Source organism: Paenibacillus sp. 32O-W, from assembly GCF_007679495.1.
Lineage (GTDB): Bacteria > Bacillota > Bacilli > Paenibacillales > NBRC-103111 > Paenibacillus_L > Paenibacillus_L residui.
In genome coordinates this window covers 1-23223 of sequence record NZ_VEGP01000050.1, presented here as the reverse complement: position 1 = coordinate 23223, position 23223 = coordinate 1, and the positions used below count along the sequence as shown (strand labels likewise).

The window sequence follows — 23223 nt, the reverse complement described above, 5'->3', positions numbered from 1 at the left end:
GCAAGCTATACGTTTCAGGCAAATCGGGCTACATGTTCATCGTTTTCCACTTTCCACCCTTATACCGCCGGTAGATAAGAACAGACCGGATGATCTGATCCGCCGCAATTCCCAGCCAAGCCCCCAGTATTCCCCATTCCAACCATAGCACGAACAGCAGGCTGAGAATGACACGGAAGCCCCATACTCCGATGAAAGTGGAATATAGAGGAAACTTCGTATCCCCGGCTCCGCGCAGCGCCCCCGCCAATATAAACTGAGTCGCTTGGGAGACCTGAACAAAACCGACTACTCTCAGGGCTATGCTCCCCTGCTTGATAATCTCCGGATCATTCGTATACGGCATCATAATGTATGGAGCGAACAGAATAAAGACCACGCCCAGCGAAGCAGCTACGATGACCCCCAGCTTACGAATCTCCCAGCCGAATTTATCCGCCAGCTCCGGCTTGCCTGCTCCGAGCGATTGGCCTACCATCGTAGTAGCTACAAGCGCGAAGGCCATTCCGGGCATAAACGTCAGTCCGAGAATGCTGAAAGCAATCTGATTGGCGGCAAAGGTGACCGTCCCCAATCCGGCGACGACCTTGCTGAAAATAAGCTGGCCCCCTCGCATGGCGAATTGTTCGCCGGCTGCGGGCAGCCCGATTTTTAATATTTTCCGAATCAGTCCGACATCGAAGCGGAAGATCGATTTTAACGTCAGCCGGACGGTCGATTGGCCGCTGAACAGAACATATACAACCCAGGTCATAGCGGTAAAGTTAGCTATCATCGTAGAAATCGCCGCTCCTACCACCCCAAGCCGCGGGAAACCAAACAGTCCATAGATCAGCGGAAAGCCGATGAGGACGACCAGTGCATTGGACAAGACATTGATTTTCATAGGAGTCTTCGTATTGCCCGAGCCCCGTAATATGGCCGACAAGCTCATGGAGACCGTCGTGAATCCGATGGACAGGAAAATAATTTTGGCGTATGCCACCCCTTCCACCAGTACTTCGGGGGAGGCCCCCATTAATATGAGCATATCTTCGGCATATATATAGCTGAACAGAATGACGACTACGGCAAGGATGATGTTCAACAGGAAGGCCTGGCCGGCGGCACGATTGGCTTCTTCCACATCGCCCGAGCCGATGGAACGGGCCACAATGACCGTAGTCCCTACGTTCAAGGTCATAAATAGGGCCAACAGAAGAAAAAAGGGCTGATTCGTCAGCCCAACCGCAGCCACAGCCTCCGCTCCTACCCGCCCTACCATGATCATATTCAACATCTGCACCATATTAAGCAGCAGCATCTCTACGAGGGACGGTCCGGCTAATTGAAGAATGCGCTTTCGGACGGCTTTTCGGTCATCAATATCGACTTCGGTAAAGGAGTCCGACAACTGACCGGCATCAGGACGAGCTTTCCTCTTGCCTGGTTCCGGGTTAGGACTCGCTAGCTCTCCCTTAATTTCGTTCACCTTCGCTTCTGCAACTTGGCATTTTTCCTATATTATACTAGACCCCGCCTGATAACGCATTCGCAGCCAGCAGTTGCCTGAACCCCAATTCCTCCAAATGTTCCATAAATTCACTGACTTTCAGGAAGAATCAGCCATTTTGCGGTAGGTTCGGTGCTCTGCCGTTCCCCTTCGTGCAAATGGCGAGAAAAGCCGAACCCCCAAGGCCCGGCTTTTCTTGTAAATGAAGTTGGCAGAGAGAGAGGAGATTCTCTTAATAATAATTTATGCTATTCCGTTCCGATAGCTTGGATGATAGATAGAGAGAATCCGCCCTTTTCTTAATTATGCGGGGCTCACTTGATTCTAAGCCGCTGCTTGAGCCGTTCCAGATCGCCATTCGGTTCCTGCTCCCCGTATCTTGCCTGCTCATAAGCTTCTATAAGCGGCTCGATGGAATCGCCGTCGGTGATCCCCTTCCCGCTCCATTCACGCATAGCCTCCTTGGGAGTCCATGACGCGTCGAAGGGGCGCCCTTGCTCCACCTGCTTCCAGATATAATGCCGATACAGATAGCGGGCCTTATCCCGATCGCTGCGCAAGGCTTCCCACTTCGGCTCCCGGTTTCGCCATTGCTCGAACCAGGCTTGAAGACGGTCTGCGGTGCTTCTGCGCCAATGACCGAGCCCGCCCTCCAGCTTCTCCTCCTCATCGGTATACCCGCTGCTCTCGGATAAATCCAGGCCCTGCCTGTTCATTCTCGCGGCCAGCCACCGGTTAAGCCAGCGGGCAGCAGCGGCCGCTTTCTTGGCGAGCCAATAAAGAAGCGCCAGGGAAGCAAGCAGTATAACGATGTAAAAGACGAACAAGGCCGCCTTCTCCAGCCAAACGAAGAATGCGGACGGCTCTCCCCTCTCGAGCCCGGGAGGCGCGGACAGGTTTGGAGCCGAGGGAGACTCAGGCGGCGGAAGCTCGGCTTCTTCGGAGGAGAACAACGTGCTAAGCCAGCCGATCAGCCGTGCATACAGCCAGGCAATGCCGTCCTTCATCTGCTTCCAGAGACTGACAAGCATGATCAGAACCAACAGGAAGAGAAGAAGGAAGCGATTCTGCCACAGAAGGCCCGCCCCCAGCTTCTGCTCTTCTTCCGCCTTCTGATTCTTGTTGCGGGACAGTGCCGCCCATTGCAGATGAACGTGATTGGACATGAGCATGCTGACGACCAGGGAGGCCAGTCCGAACCAAAACATCAAAGGAATATAAGGGGTCAGCCTCTCCAGCTTGAAGTAAAAGATGGAGGTGACGAAATAAATAATCGGCCCGAGCCAGTAGAACATCTCCGGGTAAACATCGACCGCATTCCGGAAGGCCATATACGCCCCCCTATAGAAGGCGAGCAAGCCGATGGCCCAGGTGACCCAGCCGGCCACTTCGTTGCCAAAGACGGCTATGGAAAGCAGCCCGGTAACAGCCAGAGCATACAGCAGCAGCCAAAACCTCCTCGTTATCCGTAGAAGGACAATAGAGGTAGTACCCGCCAGATAGAATACCGCCAGCAGAACAAGCCATAGCGGGAGCTTGCCTTCTAGGGAGAGGAAAATGCCGGGCAGGATAACTAGCGGCATAAACAACAGCATCTCGATGCAGCCATGCATCCAGCCCTTTAACGATAGGATCATTCTACGCACTGGCCTGTTCCCCCCCTTCACTGCGGTTCAGCGGGATGATTTCCACCCTGTTTCCGTTTGATTCCAACCGATGGATTTTATCCTGCATTTTAGCGCTTACATAAGGAGTGATTAACAGGTAGACCGTGTTCTGGTTTCCGTTCCAGGCTTCCGCCTCGAGGAATGCCGACATCTCGCAGCTGCACTCTATAACCAGCTTGGCCATGATCTCATAGAGCAGCGTCAGATGCTCCTGTCCGCTGACCGGCTCGATGCGCACGGCCTCATTCGGCTGATCGACGGTATAACCGTTGCATCCGAACCCGACCTCCATCCCTTGCCGGATACCGTCCTCCGCCAAGGTCGCCGCATAGGAGATTCCCCGTTCGATCAATTCGGGGTCGGTGACTGCGTTCCACATTTCCTCAGACACTTCGAAATTAACGCAGATCATCAACCGGTGATCGGCCGTAAACCCCCGGTTATGAACCTGGAGCGTGCCGACCCGGGCCGTTGCCTTCCAGTTCACATCCTTCATGGAATCCCCATAGCGGTATTCCCGGACGCCATTGATCATGAACGGGTCCTCCATGATCCAGCGACGTACGAGCAAGTCTCCCTGCCAGCTGCGGTAAGGAAGGGGAATCTCTTCCATAGGGACGGTCTTCGGGTAGACCAGCAGCTGGGCCGAAACGGGGACGGTCTTGAAGACCGACTGCATTCCGAGCAGATCTCCGCAAGTGAGGGTGGCGGTATCCAGCGAATAGGCCCCTCTCTTCATGCAGCGGATATAATGCCGGCGGGTGATCTGGGTGTAGGGCATCAAGCTGAACAGACTGGAGTGATTCTGGAACATCTGGCCCCCGCTGATATTCAGATTATACTGCTTCTGAAACTGCAGATTGGCATGGATCAGCGACTCCAGCTTCAACCAGGGAACAGGCAGCCACTTGCGGTTGGCGATCCTCTCCACCAGCTGGACCTCTTCCCCTTCGAAGACGGCAGCCTTGTTGAAGCTTCGCCCGACGGACAGATGCTTGAGAGCTTTTCTTTTATATAGAAAGCTCTGGGCAAGTACGACAATAAAACTGACAAATAAAATCCAGTGTATGCCCATTTCTTACCTCTTAAGCAATGACTCTTCGGAGGGAGTCTCGGTCTCTCCCAATATTTTATCGATCACCTGCTCGTCCATCCGATCCTTGTATCGCATGGCGTTCCTCAACAGGATTCGATGAGCCAGCACCGGCTTGGCCATCGCCTTCACATCATCGGGAGTGACATAGTCTCTTCCTTGCAGGATTGCGTAAACTTGAACCGCTTTCAATAAAGCTTGGCTTCCCCGCGGACTGACGCCCATGGCCACCTCGCTATGCGCTCTCGTTTTCTCAACGATGGCAATCATATATCGCAATATATCTTCGCTTACCTTGATCTGCGAATACCGGTCCTGCGCCGCTACGATATCCCGGGCAGATGCGACGGCTTCGATCCGGTCGAGCGGATTTTCTTCCTTAAACCGTCTGAGAATATCGACCGCTTCCTCCGATGTCGGGTATCCCATCTTAACTTTGATCAGGAAACGGTCCAACTGGGCCTCCGGCAAAGGAAAAGTCCCCTGATTCTCGACCGGATTCTGCGTAGCGATAACCAGGAATGGCCGGTCCAGGCGGCGTGTCTCGCCATCCACCGTAATCTGCCGTTCCTCCATACATTCCAGCAAGCTGGATTGGGTTCGCGGAGTAGCGCGGTTAATCTCGTCGGCCAGGACAATTTGCGAGAAAATGGGCCCCTCTCTGAACTCGAAGTCACCCGTTTTCTGATTGTAATAATTAATCCCGCTCAAATCGGAAGGCAGAAGATCAGGGGTAAACTGAATTCTTCTGAAGGTGCATCCCAATGATTTGGCCATCGCCTTGGCCAGCAGTGTCTTCCCGGTTCCCGGAACGTCCTCCAGTAGGACATGACCGGAAGAGACAAGCGCAACCAGCAGCAAATCCACAACTTCATCCTTACCGACAATCACCTGGTGAACGTTATGCCTGATTCTGTCCGCCAACGTTCTGATCTGTTCAAAATCCATTGTTCCACCGCCTATCCTGTAAATGTTTATGCTTCCATCTTATTCTACTATACCTTGGATGACGGGAGTTTCCCATCTGTTTTCAATAAAAAATGCTTTCCGCTAAACTTCGCTCCGAAAATGAAACGGTCCACCGGCCTTCCCCGTATATGATTATCTAAATGCGGTATAAGCAGACTCCTGCTTCATCCCTGCGACATTCGCCCTATTTTTCAGGCAGATGGTTTTCTTTTCGCTCGGGACCGTTTATGATTTACAAGGTGTTGTGCCCTATTTCTTGAGGTAATCGGAGGTGGTTGTTCGCGTGAATATTACATCGATTTTTATTACTCCCTGGGCTTCCATTGCATTAGTGCTCACTGTCGTTGCGGCAGTCTCGCTCATTCTCGGCAAATATGACCGGAAGACCATTCTTTCGGGAACCTTGAAAGCTTTCTTGTCCTTCTATGCCATTACGGTATTTGTAAACGGTGTGATTCAATATGAGAGCTTCTCCGCAGAGCAGCATATGAATGAAATTCTGGACCGCCAATTCGAAACCATTCAACAGCAAAAGTCGAAGCTCTCCACCGCCGATCAATTGGTGATAGCCGTCAGCTCCGGGAATGATGATGGCGATTATATCAGCGAAGTTTATGTCGGTAACTATAGTCAGCAGCACTTGGCCAGCGGCAAGCTTAACCTGATGCTGTACAACAAGGACGGCAACAAGGTCATCTCGGAAACTATCGAGGTTACCGATCTGAAGCCGGGTGAACGCAGGAAGCTGAAACGCATTTATACGGATGATAAAATCGAACAATTCCGATACCGGTGGATGACCTACAAGACAGCGAGCTAAGCAGCAGAATCCAAACTTAATAGAAGTAAGCCTCGTAATAAGACTTTTAACGAACTTAAAGATTCTTATGTGAATAAAAGATATTCCGCAGCTTGCCAAGAGAGGGGATGACTTATGGAAACATGGAATACGGATAAACCTGTCCTCTACGAACGTCAGGAAGTAAAAATGCAGCCCTTCTATTGGATTCTTACTTTCGAAGCTCTGTTCTTCCTGTTGGCGTTAGGCTTAGGCTTGGTCGCCCTGCCTTTCTATCTTGTTCAATTTAGCACAGTCTGGGCCGTCATTTGCTTTATCGCCGGACTGCCGCTCGGAGGGTATCTCATCTGGGTAGCCGTGAGAGCAGGACGTCAAAGAATATGGGAAAATGACCACCTGGACCGCTATCGGTTGTTCGAGGACGGGTTCGAGTTCGAGCAATATGATAAGAAGTTGAAAAGCAAAAAGAGCGCATTCGTCCCTTTCTCCAAGGTGGAAGAAGCCGTGGGCTCGAAATTTATTGCGAAATACCATTATGCGTATAAAAAGTCCGGCTTTTTCGAGAGACAGCCTTACGCCCATATCTTTCCCGTCCTGTTCTTTATCTATCGGGAGGCGGGCGAAAGGAAGCTGGCCCGGATCTATTTCAAAGATGACCACAGCATCAATCAATGGCTGAAGGAAACCGGCAAGAACGGTATTCCGATTCGGATCTGTATTCATCTCTTGGATATTCTTCCCGACGAACAACTGCTGGAGGTTTACGGCAAAGAAAGGGAAGAGTGGCCTCTGTCGGACTTCGGAGACGAGGATGCGGCCATTAAATCGGCAGACGGGGCCGTTGATCCATCCGGCCACATAGACCAACAAGACAGCATGGCCGAAACCGATGAGGGGGCCGGCGGCAGAGGCGATGCACGGCATATGGAGGGTCCCGGCCGTTATACCGGGGCCCAAGGCGCCCCTCGTCAAGCCCGGGGGTGGACGGGAGTCGGCAGGCCCGCGGATTTCCACCTCCGCTTTGAGCAATTGGCGACTGCGGCCTCACGCGAGCAGGCTAATCAGCAAAGGGAGGTAAAACTGAAGGAAGCCAAAGCCAAGGCCGCAATCCCGTTCTGGCTTCCCTATATTCTGCTGGCACTCGGGCTGGCTTTGCTGTACGGAGCGGCTGACCGCGGAATAATCTCCACAGGCAACTGGTGGATCGGCTTGGTCGTATACCTTCCGGCTTATGCGGGTTCCGTCTATCTTCTGAGGAAAGCGACGATCTGGAAGGCTCTCCTGCTTATCCTGCTATCCTTCGTCGTCCTGTTCGTGACCATGATGTTCGTCATGGAGACGGGGGCTAAAGAAACCGAGGTTTTCTTCGAGAGCTTGCTGACCGCGTACTTTGTTTCGGTTCTGCTCAGCATCGCCCTATATCCTGTTCTCTTAATCTTGCGGAAGAAACGCCCTTTGAAGCATCATGACAATCCTTCCTGATGCTGTAAGAACATAAAGATTCCTATGTAGTAAATAGAGAGGCGCATGCAGAGCATGCGCCTCGTTTTTGTTCAAATATAAGAAAGTATAAGTTTCGCCTTATACTTGTTCTCATATTTCATCGGTAAACGCGCCTGTCCCAAGGACGGCGATAGCCGTTTATCCTTGTATTACATGGACAGATCCTTGCCCAGGCTTTCTTTGTCCTTGGGGGCGAATGGCCACCAGTTGGCGGAGCCGAACGTCCTGATCATCACCGGGACAAAGAATGGCATGAAGGCAAAAGCATACAGGAAGAGCCCGGTAATGGCTATCGTGGCGATCTGCAGAAGCGACAGAACGCCGGATGGCAGCATCGCCGCGAATGTTCCTCCCAAAATTACCGCTGCCGAAACAATGACTGTCCCCATATTTTTCATTGAATGGAGCATGGCTTCTTTGACCGGCAAATGTTTGTACTCGTTGAAGCGGTCCATCAGGAATATACTGTAATCGACGCCCAATGCGACCAGAATCACAAAGGCGAAGAATGGCACAGGCCAACTGATTCCCGCATAGCCCATAATATCGACGAACACCACTTCAGCTACCGCGACGGATGTGAAGTAAGTCAGAATAAGCGACAAGATCAGATAGAGCGGCATAATAATCGATCTGAGCAGCAGAATCAGAATAATCGCTATTCCGATAAGCATCAGCACTACGGTTCTGGAATAATCCGCCGCCGAAATTTCGTTCAGGTCGGCGTACATTCCGGTCACACCGCTGATACCGTAGGTGGAATCGGACAATACCGTGCCCTTGACGGCTCTGTCCACGGCCGCTTTGATTTCATCGATCTTGGCAATGGTCTCCGTACTGTAAGGATTGCCTGTAAATACGACATCCAGGGTAGCTACTCTGCGGTCGGGAGACATGTAAGTGTCGAATACCTGTTTGAAATCTTCATTCTCCAGCACTTCCGCCGGAATATGCCATCCCGCCATCGTTTCATCGGAGGAGTCCGCCAGTCCGTTCAAATATTGCTGGGCGGATTCCAGTCCGCTGGATAGCTCGGACAGGCCTTCCACGCTTTGCTCCAGTCCTTCGGTAAGCTGAGCAAGCTGATCATCCAGCTGAGTGAAGCCTTGCTGGATCTCCTTCTGGCCGGCGGCAATTTGCTCCAGCCCCTGAATCACTCCGGGCACTTTGGCCACAATCTGTCCTTGGCCGTCCGCCGCCTGCTCCATGCCGGTCCGCAGCTGCTCGATGCCGGATACTAATTTGTCCAGACCCCCTGCTAACAAGGTCTGCCCTTCCACGGATTGTGCCAGGCCGAGGTTCGCTTGTTCCAGCGAAGCTCCGACTTTGGCCAACTCCGCATTAAGCTGTGTCAAGCCTTCGGCCAGCGGCCCGATGCTTTGGCGCACTTGGGACACCGCTGCCTGAATGGCCATAAAATCCTGATCCTGCTTCAGTTCCGGATAGCGTTCCGCCAAGTTCTGAACACTGTGTTCCATTCCTCCAAGCCCTTCGCTTATTCCGCTCAGGCCCTTCTCGATCTCCCCGTATTTCCCGGCGAACACAGTGATGCCGCTCTCGATCTGCTTGTAGCCGTCGAGCAGTTCCCGGCCTCCCGCGGCAAGCTGCTCCGCAGACTGCTTGGCCTGCTCCAGTCCTTGCTTCAAATCATTCGCACCGGATGAGCCTTGACGGATCCCTTGCTCGATTTGCTTCAACCCTTGATTTAGCTCCGTCATGCCGAATTTAAGCTGATCGGTGCCTTGCATCAGACTGCCGACTCCTTCGGCTGCTTTGGAAAGCTCAGGTCCCGATTTGCTTAGCTCGGCGCTGGCTGTTGCCAGGCCATCACGGATTTGACTCAATCCGTCTGTGCCTTCTCCCAGGCCCTCATCCAGCTTCTTCACCTGCTCGGTGACCAGGAGATCCTTCAATTCCTCGCCGACAGGCCGTGTCGCGCTGCGAATGGACTCTACTCCCTCTACCTTCTCAATCTCCCGGCTGATCTTCTCAATGGCCGCCAATGCTTCCGAAGTATCCATCGGCTGGTCATTCTTCAGCACGATCTTGGCCGGCATCGACTGACCGGGGCCGAAGCTGTCGGCGATAATGTTGAACGCTTTGACCGAGTTATAATCATCTCCGATTTCATCGAGCGAGTTGTACGATTTAACTCCGTCATAGGACAATAATAGCGGAACGACCAGCACTGCCATAAGCAATAAGGTCATCAACGGGCGCTTCCAGGAAAAGCGTCCGGCCGCCTCCCACATCCGGCTCGGTTTATGCTCGAGAGCTCCCTTCGACGGCCAGAACAGCTTGCTGCCGAGCACCGCCATAAAGAAAGGAACCAAGGTAAGCAGAGCGATCAGCAGCACACCTACCCCGACCGCTACCGCAGCCGCGGATTGATATAGAATGAAGGTCGAGAACCCGATGGAGGCAAATCCGACCATAACGGCCAGACCGGAGAAAAATACAGTCTTGCCCGCCGTCCGATAGGTTTCGACTATGGCGGACCATACGTCATCCGGCTGCTTGACCAGCTCTTCCTTAAACCGGCTTATCAGCAGAATACAGTAATCGGTCCCGATACCGAACATAACGGCAACCATGAAGATTTGAGTAAAATTGGATAGCGGGAAGTTCACCCCGTCTACCAGGAAGGCGACGATCGATTGCGCCGCCAGATAGCTTATGCCTACGGCCAGCAGTGGAACGAACGGCGCGACAGCCGAGCGGAATACGATAAACAAGATCACCAGAATAAAGATGACCGTGATCACTTCGGTTCGCTTCAAGCCTGCCTCGGAGCTGGCCACCACATCTTCATCGATAAAATGGCTGCTTGTCAAATAATGCTCTACCTGCACATCTTCAAGAGCTCTGTAGAGGGAATCGCTGACCTCCGCCGTCGAACGTCCCTCCCAATCTCCTCCGAGCAGCACCATGATCGTCTTTCCATCCCCGGATACAAGCTGCTCCTTCAATTCCTTCTGTTCGAAATGGCTCGTCACGGAAGTAAGCGCCAGCTGCTCTTTCCTGCTGTCGAGCATCTGCACGGCTCTCTCGATTTCCGCAAGGTTGTCGGCGGTCAATCCGTCCTTGTTATGAAATACAAGGACCGTATCGCCAACCTCATTTCCGCTTCCCTGCTTGTCTACATCCTTCAGAATATTGTTCGCAAGCGAGGAAGAATATCCGTCCGGAACCGTTATCTGTCCCTTCTCCCGAACCAGATCGGCCATATTGGGCGCCGTTACGAACAAGACTGCCACCGCGGCTATCCAGACAGCCAGAATAAACCATCTTGCCTTTAGGATTCCTCTTATCATTGGGCCTCTCCCCCTTCTCCGTTATTCTGCATAAGATCGGCCAGCATCTCGTAACAATGAATAAAGGTTTCAATTTCTTCCTCACTGAAATACTGCAGATACGAGCCGATTTGCTTCTCTATCTTGCTAACAGCCAACCGGCGAACCCGTTCCCCTTCCGCGGTCAACGACAAGTAGACCATTCTCCGGTCCTTATCATCCCGAACACGCTCAATCAGCCCTTTATCCTCCAACCGGGTAACAATGGCCGTAATCGCACTCTTGCCTACCCCGAAAACATCGGCCAGCTCCGTAGGAGTACAGAGCTTCGAACCGTGAAGGTAACATAGGATAGCGTGCTGCTCAATCGTCTGGCCATCCTCAATACTATCCCGAATGATGAGACTGATCCGCTTATTGACGACAAAATGAGCCTCTTCATACCGCTGAATCCACTCCTTCAGCTTCTGCTCCTTGCTCAAGACCGATCCCCCCTCCCCTTGCAGACTATTTAGTTCTATCAGTGAATAGTTCTATCATTGAACTATTAGACGTTATAAACTATACCAACTTTCACCGTGCAAAGTCAAACCATTTCCTTGTGAATCCACAAGTTCCAGTTCCGTGGCTGATTTTCTAAACGGCCTGATAATTTTAAGCTAAATCGTCTTTACCAACGGTTTTTATTAGTGCAGCATTATACCCCTTATACTTCGCGAGTATCGAACCTCCGGGTCAATTTTCACTAGGGTTCGTAAGCTTAAGCACGACAAAAAACCCGGTCCAAGACCGGGTTGTAGAAATATGTATAACCCAGGGCAGCTCCGCCCCGATATTATAACCCGCCCTAGAAGGCGGAATCCGAATCAACCGAATAATGCTGCCCTGATGTTCAACCGTGCTTAGGCGAGTTCACACCTTGTCTTAGAACAAAAATTCATCCGGATTGCTGCCGAATCTTTTGTTCTCATTCATGCCGTCGATTTTCTCCATTTCCTCAGCAGACAGCTCGAAGTCGAAAATTTCCGAGTTCTCCTTAATCCTGTGCTCATTAATGGATTTCGGAATAACGACAACTCCATTCTGCAGATCCCAACGCAGCACAATCTGAGCCGGAGACTTCCCGTGGGCCGCGGCGATCTCCTTCAATACCGGATGATCGAGGTTGCCCTGCATTAGCGGGCTCCAGGCCTCCATCTGAATCCGATGCTCCTTACAATATTGCAGAAGCTCTTTCTGCGATAGCAGCGGGTGAGTTTCCACCTGATTCACCATCGGCACCACTTCCGCATCCGCCAACAGATTATCCAAATGATGGATGTGGAAATTACTTACGCCTATCGCCCGGACGAGACCTTCTTTATAAAGCTTCTCCAGCGCCTTCCAGGTGTCCTTGTACTTGTCCTTGCCCGGCCAGTGAATTAAATACAAATCTACATATTCCAAGCCGAGCTTCCTGCGGCTCTCTTCAAAAGCCTTCAGGGTCTTATCATATCCTTGATCTTCATTCCACACTTTAGTCGTAATGAATAGTTCTTCCCGGGAGATGCCGGATTCCGCGACTGCTTTGCCCACTCCCTGCTCGTTGCCATAAATGGCGGCCGTATCGATGCTCCGGTAACCTATCTTAAGAGCGGACCGGACAGCATTCTCCACTACTTGGCCCTCCTCGACTCTCCAAACTCCAAGTCCCAGCCAAGGCATCTTAACTCCATTGCTTAATTCCGTACTTTCCGCCAAACGATTGACCATTACCTTTCCCTCCTAATCGATACTTGTCCTTCATTTGTCTACATAATAATCATATCACGTTTTGTTAAATCACACCAAATCGGAGCAAATTATGTATAAAAGACCGAAGCCGGCTCTTTCCGAACCGGCCCCGGCCGTTGGCTATCCTTAGATAATTACCAGGCTTTTCTCCGCAAGCCGCTTTGTCTCCGTTGTACTCTGCTTCTAACGCGGCTTCCAACTCTGCTTCTAACACGGCTTCCACGGGAATCATCCCGTCTATGGCCGCTTCCCCGGGTGCTTTTTTGACCGCTTCTATGACCGCTTCCGTGACTTACGTTCTGTCCGCTCCTATGGCCGCTTTTGCTGCCGCTTCTATTTCCGCTCCTATGACCGCTTCTTTGTCCGCTTTTGTTACCCCCGCTCCTATTGCCGCCACTCGAGCTTCCTTGACTCTTATTCTTCTCTTTCACACAAATGCTGCGAATATGGAAGATCGGAACACGAATCACTTCTTGTTTTACGACTAGAAGCAGATGGGTGGAGGTTACGTCAACGATGAAGCCTTCCAGCTTCTCTGGACCGCCTCCGTTAATTTGTACGAAGCGGTGCTTTAAATTTTCCAGAACGTCATGGAAGCTGTCCCCTTCATAATACCGGGGGGCCTCATCGTAAGTGGAGCTCTTGTTTTCCCTATTTTCCGTTATGCTTTTGACATGACTGTTTTGAACATATACGGCTCCGTCGCTGCAGTGCAGAATCAAGTAGTCGGATTGAACCGCCAAGAGCTTACCCAAGACCGTATCCGGTCCTCCACGGTTAATTTTTACTTCCTTGCCTATTAACGACGCGAGATAATTGGATTCGTTACTCATAAATCATAACTCCTCTCCCTTTGATTTGAAGCGCAAGAGCATCTTCTCTCTCAATCTCCAAACGAAACGACTCGAGATAAAACTTTAGCAGCAACCCCGGTCGATCCCCCCTTTCAACTATCATTAATGTTTATTTCTACTTCAAGTATATGTACCCCGTAGATTGAAGGGACTAGTTGTAAATCCCGATTCTCTATAATTCCACCAATATCTATCAACTAATGGAAGGGTTGAGAGATTTCACGGATGGCAGAACCGGGACAAATGCCGTGACCACTGGGGGAACGCCTGCATAAGGTAAGGTAATTGCCTATGCATAAGGGCATCTGTTTAACATGTGGAAGGTGGATATGTTCATGAGTTTGCCTATTCGACATGTAGTCATTCGAGGCCATCAATTGGATCAGCTTCAGGAAGACGTATGGAGCAAAAAGTTTGTGGATGCCTATATCGTTAACAATGGCACCCGGGAACCGATAAAAATAAGATATCGTGGAGGGCATACCCGGGAATATCCCAAAAGATCGTTTGAAATAGTAAAGGACAAACAAACCTATCACTGGAATGCCGAGTATGATGATCCTTCCATGATCCGCAATGCTCTTTCCTTCCAGTTCTTCCAATGGATCGGGGTCCCCAGTCCGCAAACCAGGCATATTCGGCTTTATATGAACGAACGAAGCTTGGGAGTTTATTTAGAAATTGAAGCCGTGGACCGATCTTTCTTCAATAGAAGAAAGATTCCTATACAATCGATCTTCTACGCCATAAATGATAACGCCAACTTTCATTTAAACGATCCGGAAACCAAACGCAGGAAAGATTCATTGTTTGACGGTTACGAATTAGTGATGGGGGGCGACAAGAGCCGCCGGCAGCTGCAAACCTTCATTGCCAGACTGAATTCATTAAGCGGCAAGAAGTTATACTCCTTCCTGTCAGGTAATCTGGATATAGACAATTACTTGAAATGGCTGGCTGGGGCCGTATATACCGGAAATTATGACGGCTTCGATCACAATTACGCCTTATATCGCCATAGGGTGCGCAAGGTCTATCGCATCGTTCCCTGGGACTACGAAGGAACCTGGGGAAGAAATTGTTACGGAAAGCCATGCGGCAGCAATCTGGTTAGAATTACCGGGTATAACCATCTGACCAAGAAGCTGTTGGAATATTCCAAAGTGCGTAAACGCTATAAAACGATTCTTGAAAATATATGGCGCAATACCTTTACTACAAAACGAATTATGCCAGTAGTTGATCAGCTCCACTCCAACATTTCCCCCTATATTTACAGGGATTATGAACGAAAATGGTCCTATTCCACTTTTCAGGGGGAACCCGACTTTATTCGCAACTATATTGTAGAAAGAAGGCGGTTGGTGGCGAGTGAATTGACCAAGCTATAGCGAAGAATACCCGTCGCCTGCTTAAGCTTGGCAGCATGACGAAAAAGAAGGGTTAGGACAACGCCTAACCCTTCCGTCTTCCATTAGCCGTATTGCTAATGACTGCTGTGGTGTCCGTGATGCCCACTCCGGTGATCGTCCCGATGTCTGCTGCGGTGTCCGCGGTGACCGCTCCGGTGATCGTCCCGATGTTTGCTGCGGTGTCCGCGGTGACCGCTCCGGTGATCGTCCCGATGTTTGCTGCGGTGTCCGCGGCGCCCACTCCGGTGATCGTCCCGATGTCCGCTGCGGTGATCGCGGTGATCGCTCCGGTGATCGTCCCGATGACAGCTTCGGCCGCTGCGGTGATCGCGGTGATCACTCCGGTGATCTTTCCGATGACAGCTTCGGCTGCTGCGGTGATCACTGCGTTGAACGCTGCGCTGACAGCTTCCGCAGCCTCCGCTGCCCTGACTTCTTTCTCCCCGCTTGCGGCAAGAATCGCATCGCTTACAGCAGTCACTGCTCCGGCGTTTTCCACCCCATGTCAAACTTGAGCCGGTTCGTTCTACGCTGCTTTTTCTTTTGCCACATGAACAGCCCCAGTGCTTTTTCTTTCGGTTCTTGCCACTTGCTTTTTTCTTGCTTCCCCAGCAAATTTTGGACATAGACATACTCCCCCTACGGTTTAATAATGTAGATTAATCAAACGATAGCTTGCATGGAATCAATGGGATTGGCCGCTATCGCTCGAATCTACTTCTCGTATGCAGGCTGCGGGTGTGCAGCTATGACGGGTGTTTCCAAATAGAACGACTCGGGTTGAGAAGGCGGCGGGTAAGGCTCCGCTTGCCATTCCGCGACTCCGGATGGCTTCAATAAATAATAGATTGAAACCCCTGCCGCCGTAATTATTATTAATAGAATCAACTTATTTTCCCCCTTTGCTCCTTAATCCCTGGCTGTCTTAAAATCAGGGGACATCGGTTCTTCTTCTCTATCTACCGCCTTCCACATATCATTAGAGGTTAATCATACTCCATGTTTATGTATAGGATTTATCCCTTGCTTGAGCGTTACGCCCGATGATAGAGAAAATCCACTTCTATCTACTAACGTGTCCGCCTCTTTCAGCGCATCTACCACTTCTATGGATCGAAGCGGATTTTATAGAAAGAATAGTTGGACATCCAGTCCTTCTACTCTATGAGATACATATACTTGTAGTAGAAATAAACACTAGTGATATTCGGAAGGAGGTTGTTACTTGATGGGTCACCTTCGTTCTCTTGTCGGTCAAACGGTTGAGCTGGAAATCTCGGGAAGACACAGCCCAATCCAGGGGACCCTGGTGGATTTGGGAGATGATATCCTCGTCATTCATAACCGTTCATTGCAATTTCTATATATTCCCCTTCTTCATCTTAAGACTATCCGGCAGGTTTTGCTTACGGGAGAGGACATGATCCCTGTTCCAGGGGAAGCCCCTTTTGACAAACAAGCAGAAACCATTTCTTACCGTAAAATACTGATGAACGCCAAGGGTGTTTTCTCAGAGCTCTATATTACCGGGAGCCAATCTATCCACGGTTACTTGACCAGCATTATGAATGACTACTTTGTCTTCTATTCTCCAGTGTTTCATACAATTTACATTCCCTTGCACCATGTCAAATACTTGATTCCTTATACGACCAGTTCCACCCCTTACTCCCTTCATCACGAGCGTTTTCCGGTTAAGCCGGCAAGCCTGACATTATCCCGTACTTTCGACCAGCAATTGAAGAAGCTGGAGGGGGAATTCGTGGTTCTGGATCTCGGGGAGAATCCCAGCAAGATCGGGCTGCTTCGGTCGGTGGATGCCCCGACATTGGATCTGGTCACGGCCAAAGGGGAAACCGTTGTTCTTCATATGGACCATATCAAAACCATCCATCTGCCTTAACGAAAAAAAGAAAACCGGCCTCATCCATTGCTGGAGAGGCCGGTTTTCTTCGTGATAAAACTACCTTACTCTTTGGCTTGATTCAGCTCCGCCTGACCTTTCTCTTGAATATCATTCAGGGCTTCGTCCACGCTCTTCTCGTTCTTCATTACCAACTCCAACTCCTCACGTATCATTTGGTTCAGGGAGGATAGGAAGGCTGCCGGCAGCTTATCATAGTTGCTATACAAGGAAGTCTCTTCCGGCTTCAGCTTGTAGAAGGCCTGGATATTCCGGTCCTCCGGATCTTTAATATATTCGGTCCGGACCGGCAGACCATTATTACCCAGCGATCTGGATATGACCCGCGCATATTCATCTCCGCTAAGGTATTTAATAAATTCCCATGCTGCACGGGGGTTCGATGTTTTAGCATTGATGGCAAAAATTTGATTAAGCGAGAAGAAACTGCTTGAATCAGGGTTGCTTGGATCTACAGGGACCGTCACGATGCCCCAATCCGGAATCTTGTCCTGCAGCACATCTTTCGCGCGCTGAAGATTTCCAAGCGCATAGAAATAGTCCACCGACATGGCAGCCCGGCCGCCAATAAATACCTGCTCCTTAAAATAGTCTTCCATCGTATAGAATGATCGCGGACCGGATTCCATCTCTTCCTGATGCAAAGCCCCCGATTGATAGGCATCAAGCACCATCTGGAAGATTTGCCTCCAGCTGTCCGTATTTACGGTTACGGCCATACTGTCGGGATTAACATAGGTCTGCCTCATCGTTTCGCCAACCATTCTTATTGCGTAGTCCGGAGTCGTGTAATTCCCCAGGCTCAACCCGTAAATTTTCTGACCATCCTCATTGGTTCCCGAAAAACGCCCGGCCAAATCAAATACTTCCTGCCAGCTCATCTGGTCCCGCGGCAAGGGAACTCCTACTTGTTGGAACAAATTCTTGTTGTAGAACAAGGCTTGTCCGTTGAAGGTCGGGGACATTCCATACAGCTTCCCGTCACCTCTAGACTTTAGATAGTCAATAACGCCCGGCAGAATGCCGTCCAGATCAAAATTGCTTTGTTTAATCAAGCTATCCAGGTCGGTTAAATATCCTTCGGCTGCGTACTTCTCATATTCATCGGCTGACAGCATAAGAATATCGGGCTGCTTCTCTTCAATAAATTTTCTGAATTCCTCTCTGTAATCGGTATCCGGCTTATAAATCTCTTGTGTGGAAACGACCTCTAGGTTGATATTTGGATATTTCGCATAGAACAGGTTGCCGTAGGTCTGGAAGAAAGATTGCTCATCATAGTACATCACTTTGATGGTAGCCGTTTCTTCTTCCCCCCACTCTTCGGTTTGCTTCCCGCCCCCCAATGTACAGCCTGACAATAGGATTGCGGATAATAGAACAAGCCATCCGCCTCTCACCCAGCGCCTCAAATTTCTCACTCCTCCCAAGGAAAGTTCCATATACAAGTAATAATAACATAATGTCCCATTTTAACTGCTTAATATTATCTTAATTCTCTCTCATTCTCTTATCCGAGCCGCGGTCATTGAGCTGATCACAACTGTACATCGGTCAGGCTTTCTATCGTATCTTTAAGCAGCATGAAGGCTTCCCCATCCGTTATCTGCTCCGGATCGGCGACAAGATCCACTGTGGCCTGCGTAATGATTGACTTGTTCAACAAATCATTGACGGCCTGTTCCCGAGTGGTTTCCAATCCGGCAGCTTCGGCTATCGTCAAGCACGCCTGCTGCAGACTAAGAGGCTTCTTGGCAGGCTCCTCCACGCCCTTCAAGGCCGTATAAGGGTCACCTGGCAATTGCTTGGGGAACATCCGTCTGGCCCCATTCATCTGATTAACCATGCGCTGGGCATTGGAGGCCCGATCCAGATCGAACGCTTGGTTGCCGTAAGAACCATAAGCCAATCCCATATAAACAGCAGCTTTAAGTCCGGCATAATTCTTATGCTTCATGTATGGCTGAGGCTCCAAGGTATAAGGCTCCAGCTCCATTCCTTGTTCATTCAGCCGCTTCTGGAGCACTTCAATCAGCGGTTTGGATGCGGCCATCTCACGGAAGGTGACGCCGTGCTCCTCCGCTAATTTCGCTGCAGCTCCGGCCGCCTGGCCTTCGGCCATTCCGGTCGGGATGACTCTCGCACTCCCATGGGCCAGAGTGTCATAGCTGGCGGACCGCCCGACCACCAGCAATCCGTCGATATCCTGCGGAACAATGCTGCGGAACGGGACGGCATACTTCATCGGATGTACAACAATGGCGCCGTCATCCGAAGGCGAGGTCCGCTGAATATCCGCCGGATAAGAACCGAAGGCTATGCGATCCCATTGGTCGCGGTTTTCCAATAAATCAATAATACTGAGCCGGTATAATCCGACCATATGTCTTGTCTCGCGAACGTACAGCTCCGGGGCAATGGCATCCAGTTCCGCATTCTCAAATTCTTTGTACTGCTTGAGGTATTCGACCACATTCGGAATTTCCTGTTTCGCCAATTCCAATCCTTCCTCGCGAGATTCCGGATCCAGCCCGTCAATGTTGAAGATGTGCAGCGCGTTGATCAAAATCGTACCGTCCCGCTGCCGGCCTATGTTCAGACCGCGCATTTTGGTCCGTTCGTTATCCAGCGGCAGATAGCCGCTCATTTCCTTCCCATATCCCCATGCGGACATTTTGCTGACGCCGGTATTGCTGTCTCCGTCACCGTTCAAGCGATCGGCAATCAGCTTCCAGGCTTTGTCATCCATATTCTTCAGGCGGAAAATAGCCGTCACCGCCATCCGCGAATTCGGGTCCCCTATATCCTCGCGGCCCATCGTGAACTCCACCCCGGCAGCCGCGGCAATGTCCGCATCCTGCGTCGCATCGATGACCGACTTCGCCAGAATGTCCTGTGTCGATCCGTCCGCTTTCGTCACCGTGATTCCCTCCACGGCCTTCGCGCTTCCTTCGGAAACGATCGGCTTGACGTCTTGTGCAGACATGTAGAGATCGATATTGCTCTCCTTGCTCACCAAATCGTAGAAGGCGTTGGCCGCAGTCGTCACATCAAAGGAATGGCCTTCTGTTTTTTTGTACCATTCTCTAAAAATCCCTTTGTTAAAATAATCCTGCTCCTGGCCGGGCAAGGACTTGCTGGTCCGGTCCCAATTCATGTCGATACTGTTCAGCCATCCGACCGTCATCAGGCCTCCCAATATTTCACGCTGCCGATTTTCGATCAGCAAAGTCTTAGCACCGTTGCGCGCGGCTGAAACGGCCGCACTGATTCCTTCCGGGTCGGTGCCGACGACGATGACGTCATACTTATCCTGAAGCTGTTCCACCGAAACCACCTGCTTGAGCTCCCTGCCCGCCGGCCCGGCTGCCGGAGCCGGAGTTTCTGCTTTTCCTTTAAAATAAAACCAACCCGCACATGCTCCCAGAAGGACAACTAGGGCAGCGGCAACTGTAAATAATCGTTTCTTAGACATAGTGCACCTCTTATTTTCTGTAAGTTTAAACAACTAAACGCGTCGTGTGCCTGACGTGATGTCTTCTCTATTTGTTCGTCAACGGCCAGAATGTATATTCTGATCCTGAACCCGGCCTTCTTCCAATTGTCGCAGCCTCTCCTCATAGAGCGCCGCCGACTGGGCCAGCCTGGTCGTCCGTTCGGTTAAGCGGGATACCGCTACGGTTAAATGCAGCAAGATGAACAATATCCCGAGAACGGCCAACACATACAGCAGCGAAGGAGGGTACGAAACGTTAAGCCGGACAGCCAGCCAGTCCAGCCCGTACGGAAACAGGGAGAGGACCATCATGACGCCGCTTAATGCCAGCCATAAGAAGGAATACTGCTCCTTCAGCTTTTTTAACCGGACCAGCCGAAGGATGGCGATCAGGAAAGCGAAGCTCAGTCCGAAACAAAGATAGAAGATATAAGCGGTCATGATGGCTGCTCCCGCCCGGCCTTCCACGAATGCGAAAGGAAGATTGCCAGCGTTACTTTAATCATGTAGTACATCGACTTGAGCGCTGTGATGCTCGATTTTCCAAATGCCCGGCGGCGCATCGTAACCGGGGTTTCAATAAACCGGAGCCCGTGATTGTTCAACAGGATGAGGGACTCCACCTCGGGATAATCCGTCGGATATAATTGCGCAAACAGGGAGATCGCCCTTCTCCCGCATACGCGAAATCCCGACGTGGTATCCGTTGCCTGATGTCCGGTTAGCCTGGAGACAAGAGTCGAGAGGAGGCGAATACCGATCTTCCTCAACCAGGTCGATTGATACCCTGCCTTGTCCAGAAAACGGGAACCGATCACCATATCCGCCCCGCTGTTGACCAGGTCGCTCAACAATTGACGTAAGTCCGCCGGATCATGCTGACCATCGCCGTCGATTTGCACGGCTATATCGTAGCCTCCATTCATAGCGTGCAAATACCCCGTCTGAACAGCGCCTCCTATGCCCAGGTTATAGGGCAGATTCAAGACGGCTGCTCCGGTAAGCAGAGCCTGCTGCAAAGTGTCGTCCCCGGAGCCGTCGTTAACTACGACAATATCCGCGTATGGGGCATGGACCCGGATATCTTCTATGACGGCTTTGATTTGTTTCGCTTCGTTGTAGGCCGGCACAATAATCAGCACTTTCAAATTAAGAGAAGAGAATGACATGGAGCATCCCATCCTTTATCCTTCGATTTTGGACACTTGAAGCCTCCGCCTGGCAGACAGCCATTGCCAAGCCTTCACGCCGACAATGCAGTCGATCATAATAATCAGAGGCATCGTCATGACGTTATACCGGTATTCCGGTACAAAACCGAGCCGAATCAGCGTCATCGCCGCTATGATAACGACCAGCAGAGTCGGCATCTGCCTCCAGCGGAGGAGAATGGCAACCGCAGCCAGCACTCCCGGAAAAAGCAGGGCATGATGAACCCGATCCGGATGGACCCCGGGAATGACATTGTAGAAAGGCTCGTGGCCTCCGCCGTAATAAACATGCTCATAGAGGTACTGCAGCTTGCCGGCGGTGTACCATTTAACGAACAGCCACGGTTGGGTCGAAAATCCGGTCTTCAACCTTTCCCAGGCCACTTCCATCTCCGTTTTTCCGGCTTCATCCACCAGTCCGTCATCATAGTTTTTGTACGGGTAGGTTCCGGCTTTGAACGGATTGGCTTGGGTGGCGGTAAGAACCCATTCGTCCAGCGTCACCGCATTGCGTATCCACCAGGGCATAAGGACAAGCACCAGGCCGATTAAGGATAAAGCAAACAGCTTCAGAACCTCTCTCGTATTCTTCTTCCAGAGCCAGTAGAATAAGTAATTAACGGCAATCAGGGGCAGATATTCCGGCCGGACCAGAACCGTCAGACCCAACAGGATACCCGAGGCCAGAGCCATTGACACCGTTGGAGTGCGAAATACCCGGATCTGTGCCCATATGTGTGAAAGCAGCAGGAAGATACCGAGAACTTCCGTAAGGATGGCTCCGTTCGCCCATACGAAGGGCGGATAGATGGCGGCCAGGAATGCTGCGGCCAGACCGCCTGCCGCATTGGATAACTGGCGGGCGATACTGTACATCAGCCATACGGACAACAGGCTGAGCACAACCTGGGCCATCCGGATCCAGGGCAGCGGATCGTTCAATTGGTAGACGGCCAGCCAGTAGATCGCCGCCATGAATAGGGGATACCCCGGTGTTACCTGAGCATTCGGGCTGGTATCGTTATAAGCGTAGACTCCTTGCTCCAGAAGCAGCCGGACCATGAGATCATAGTTGATAGAGTCATGGGGCATTTCATGCGCGACCGACCGCAGGAAGTCAACCCGCAAATAAGCAGCCAGCAGAAGAATGGCTATTAACGCCATCAGAATGATTTTGGATCGGTTCATGGATTCATCTCCTACAGGAAGACTTGATGGCATTAGTATACAAGCTACTTATTAATGACTCGTTTGCTCCCTCTTATCGGGCGCTTAAGTAATCCTTAACAAAAATTAATAATTGATGGCACCCGAAAATGATTCGAATATCCCTTCGAGGCTCCATCCCTCACCGTAACGGAACTCAGCAGCCTTATTTCTTTGATCCGGCGTCTTCACTAAAATGTAGCGGAACTCAGCACCTCTATTTGAGAAATCAGAGGCAAAATCCTCGCAATTTGAAGGCAATAACGTCACTCAGTTCCGCAAGAATTCGAACTCGACCCTTTTTTTCGCCCAATAACGTCTCTCAGTTCCGTAAGCCCCGTCTATGCTTTGCAGGATAGGCTCGATATCGTCTATTTCCTCCCACAAAAATTCTATTCCTGTAACAAGGTTAAACGGCTATCGCCGTCCTTAGGACGGGCGCGTTTACCGATGAAATCATAACCACCCGTCCAACGGGTGGTTTGCTCTTGGGGTATAACCCCCTGTTGCCAAACTGCGCCTAAAGACGCT

Annotated in this window: 19 protein-coding genes; 4 read left to right on the top strand and 15 right to left on the bottom strand. The window is 51.0% G+C overall.

Going from position 1 to position 23223, the window contains the following annotated elements; translation table 11 throughout:
- Positions 1 to 28: 28 nt before the first annotated feature.
- From FS806_RS17930 to FS806_RS17915, 4 genes are all read right to left on the bottom strand, one after another.
- Positions 29 to 1471, bottom strand: a complete 1443-nt coding sequence (locus tag FS806_RS17930; protein WP_144939378.1) for an MATE family efflux transporter — start codon at positions 1469 to 1471, stop codon at positions 29 to 31.
- 335 nt (positions 1472 to 1806) lie between these two features.
- Complete coding sequence (locus tag FS806_RS17925) at positions 1807 to 3129, bottom strand: DUF4129 domain-containing protein (RefSeq protein ID WP_260982154.1); 1323 nt, start codon at positions 3127 to 3129, stop codon at positions 1807 to 1809.
- Between the two features lies 1 nt (position 3130).
- Positions 3131 to 4234, bottom strand: a complete 1104-nt coding sequence (locus tag FS806_RS17920; protein WP_144939373.1) for a DUF58 domain-containing protein — start codon at positions 4232 to 4234, stop codon at positions 3131 to 3133.
- Positions 4235 to 4237: 3 nt separating this feature from the next.
- Positions 4238 to 5200, bottom strand: a complete 963-nt coding sequence (locus FS806_RS17915) for an AAA family ATPase (RefSeq protein ID WP_144939371.1) — start codon at positions 5198 to 5200, stop codon at positions 4238 to 4240.
- A gap of 304 nt (positions 5201 to 5504) precedes the next feature.
- On the opposite strand from FS806_RS17915, the gene FS806_RS17910 reads away from it, so the two are divergent.
- Entirely contained in the window at positions 5505 to 6041 is a 537-nt protein-coding gene (locus FS806_RS17910) for an FxLYD domain-containing protein (protein WP_144939369.1), read from the top strand.
- Positions 6042 to 6155: 114 nt separating this feature from the next.
- A complete protein-coding gene (locus tag FS806_RS17905) occupies positions 6156 to 7502 on the top strand; it encodes a hypothetical protein (protein WP_144939367.1) in 1347 nt (448 codons plus the stop codon).
- A gap of 170 nt (positions 7503 to 7672) precedes the next feature.
- Here the strand turns inward: FS806_RS17905 and FS806_RS17900 are convergent, their stop codons facing one another.
- From FS806_RS17900 to FS806_RS17885, 4 genes are all read right to left on the bottom strand, one after another.
- The gene (locus FS806_RS17900) at positions 7673 to 10834 is read right to left on the bottom strand and encodes an MMPL family transporter (protein WP_144939408.1); all 3162 of its coding nucleotides are present in this window, start codon (positions 10832 to 10834) and stop codon (positions 7673 to 7675) included.
- Positions 10834 to 11298: a MarR family winged helix-turn-helix transcriptional regulator gene (locus FS806_RS17895; protein ID WP_144939365.1), complete on the bottom strand. Its 465-nt coding sequence runs from the start codon at positions 11296 to 11298 to the stop codon at positions 10834 to 10836. Before FS806_RS17895 ends, FS806_RS17900 begins: the two co-directional genes overlap by 1 nt.
- A gap of 442 nt (positions 11299 to 11740) precedes the next feature.
- A complete protein-coding gene (locus FS806_RS17890) occupies positions 11741 to 12568 on the bottom strand; it encodes an aldo/keto reductase (protein ID WP_144939363.1) in 828 nt (275 codons plus the stop codon).
- A 155-nt stretch (positions 12569 to 12723) separates the two neighbouring features.
- Positions 12724 to 13422 (bottom strand): hypothetical protein, encoded by a 699-nt coding sequence (locus tag FS806_RS17885; protein ID WP_144939361.1) that lies wholly within the window; start codon positions 13420 to 13422, stop codon positions 12724 to 12726.
- Positions 13423 to 13778: 356 nt separating this feature from the next.
- Here FS806_RS17885 and FS806_RS17880 point away from each other — a divergent pair, with 356 nt between their 5' ends.
- Positions 13779 to 14834: a CotH kinase family protein gene (locus FS806_RS17880; protein ID WP_313960600.1), complete on the top strand. Its 1056-nt coding sequence runs from the start codon at positions 13779 to 13781 to the stop codon at positions 14832 to 14834.
- Between the two features lie 64 nt (positions 14835 to 14898).
- Here FS806_RS17880 and FS806_RS17875 read toward each other — a convergent pair whose 3' ends face one another.
- Positions 14899 to 15336 carry a hypothetical protein gene (locus FS806_RS17875; RefSeq protein WP_144939357.1) on the bottom strand — a complete coding sequence of 146 codons (438 nt, stop codon included), beginning with the start codon at positions 15334 to 15336 and terminating at the stop codon, positions 14899 to 14901.
- 233 nt (positions 15337 to 15569) lie between these two features.
- Complete coding sequence (locus FS806_RS25830; protein WP_186328416.1) at positions 15570 to 15743, bottom strand: hypothetical protein; 174 nt, start codon at positions 15741 to 15743, stop codon at positions 15570 to 15572.
- 340 nt (positions 15744 to 16083) lie between these two features.
- On the opposite strand from FS806_RS25830, the gene FS806_RS17870 reads away from it, so the two are divergent.
- The gene (locus FS806_RS17870) at positions 16084 to 16758 is read left to right on the top strand and encodes a DUF2642 domain-containing protein (protein WP_144939355.1); all 675 of its coding nucleotides are present in this window, start codon (positions 16084 to 16086) and stop codon (positions 16756 to 16758) included.
- 65 nt (positions 16759 to 16823) lie between these two features.
- Here FS806_RS17870 and FS806_RS17865 read toward each other — a convergent pair whose 3' ends face one another.
- From FS806_RS17865 to FS806_RS17845, 5 genes are all read right to left on the bottom strand, one after another.
- Entirely contained in the window at positions 16824 to 18200 is a 1377-nt protein-coding gene (locus FS806_RS17865) for an ABC transporter substrate-binding protein (protein WP_222126707.1), read from the bottom strand.
- 116 nt (positions 18201 to 18316) lie between these two features.
- The gene (locus FS806_RS17860; protein WP_144939351.1) at positions 18317 to 20254 is read right to left on the bottom strand and encodes an FAD-dependent oxidoreductase; all 1938 of its coding nucleotides are present in this window, start codon (positions 20252 to 20254) and stop codon (positions 18317 to 18319) included.
- 78 nt (positions 20255 to 20332) lie between these two features.
- A complete protein-coding gene (locus tag FS806_RS17855; RefSeq protein ID WP_144939349.1) occupies positions 20333 to 20716 on the bottom strand; it encodes a DUF2304 domain-containing protein in 384 nt (127 codons plus the stop codon).
- Positions 20713 to 21444, bottom strand: coding sequence for a glycosyltransferase family 2 protein (locus FS806_RS17850; protein ID WP_222126706.1), 732 nt, complete (start codon positions 21442 to 21444; stop codon positions 20713 to 20715). The genes FS806_RS17855 and FS806_RS17850 overlap by 4 nt, the downstream gene beginning before the upstream one ends.
- Before the next feature lie 15 nt (positions 21445 to 21459).
- The gene (locus FS806_RS17845) at positions 21460 to 22674 is read right to left on the bottom strand and encodes an ArnT family glycosyltransferase (protein ID WP_144939347.1); all 1215 of its coding nucleotides are present in this window, start codon (positions 22672 to 22674) and stop codon (positions 21460 to 21462) included.
- Positions 22675 to 23223: the final 549 nt, after the last annotated feature.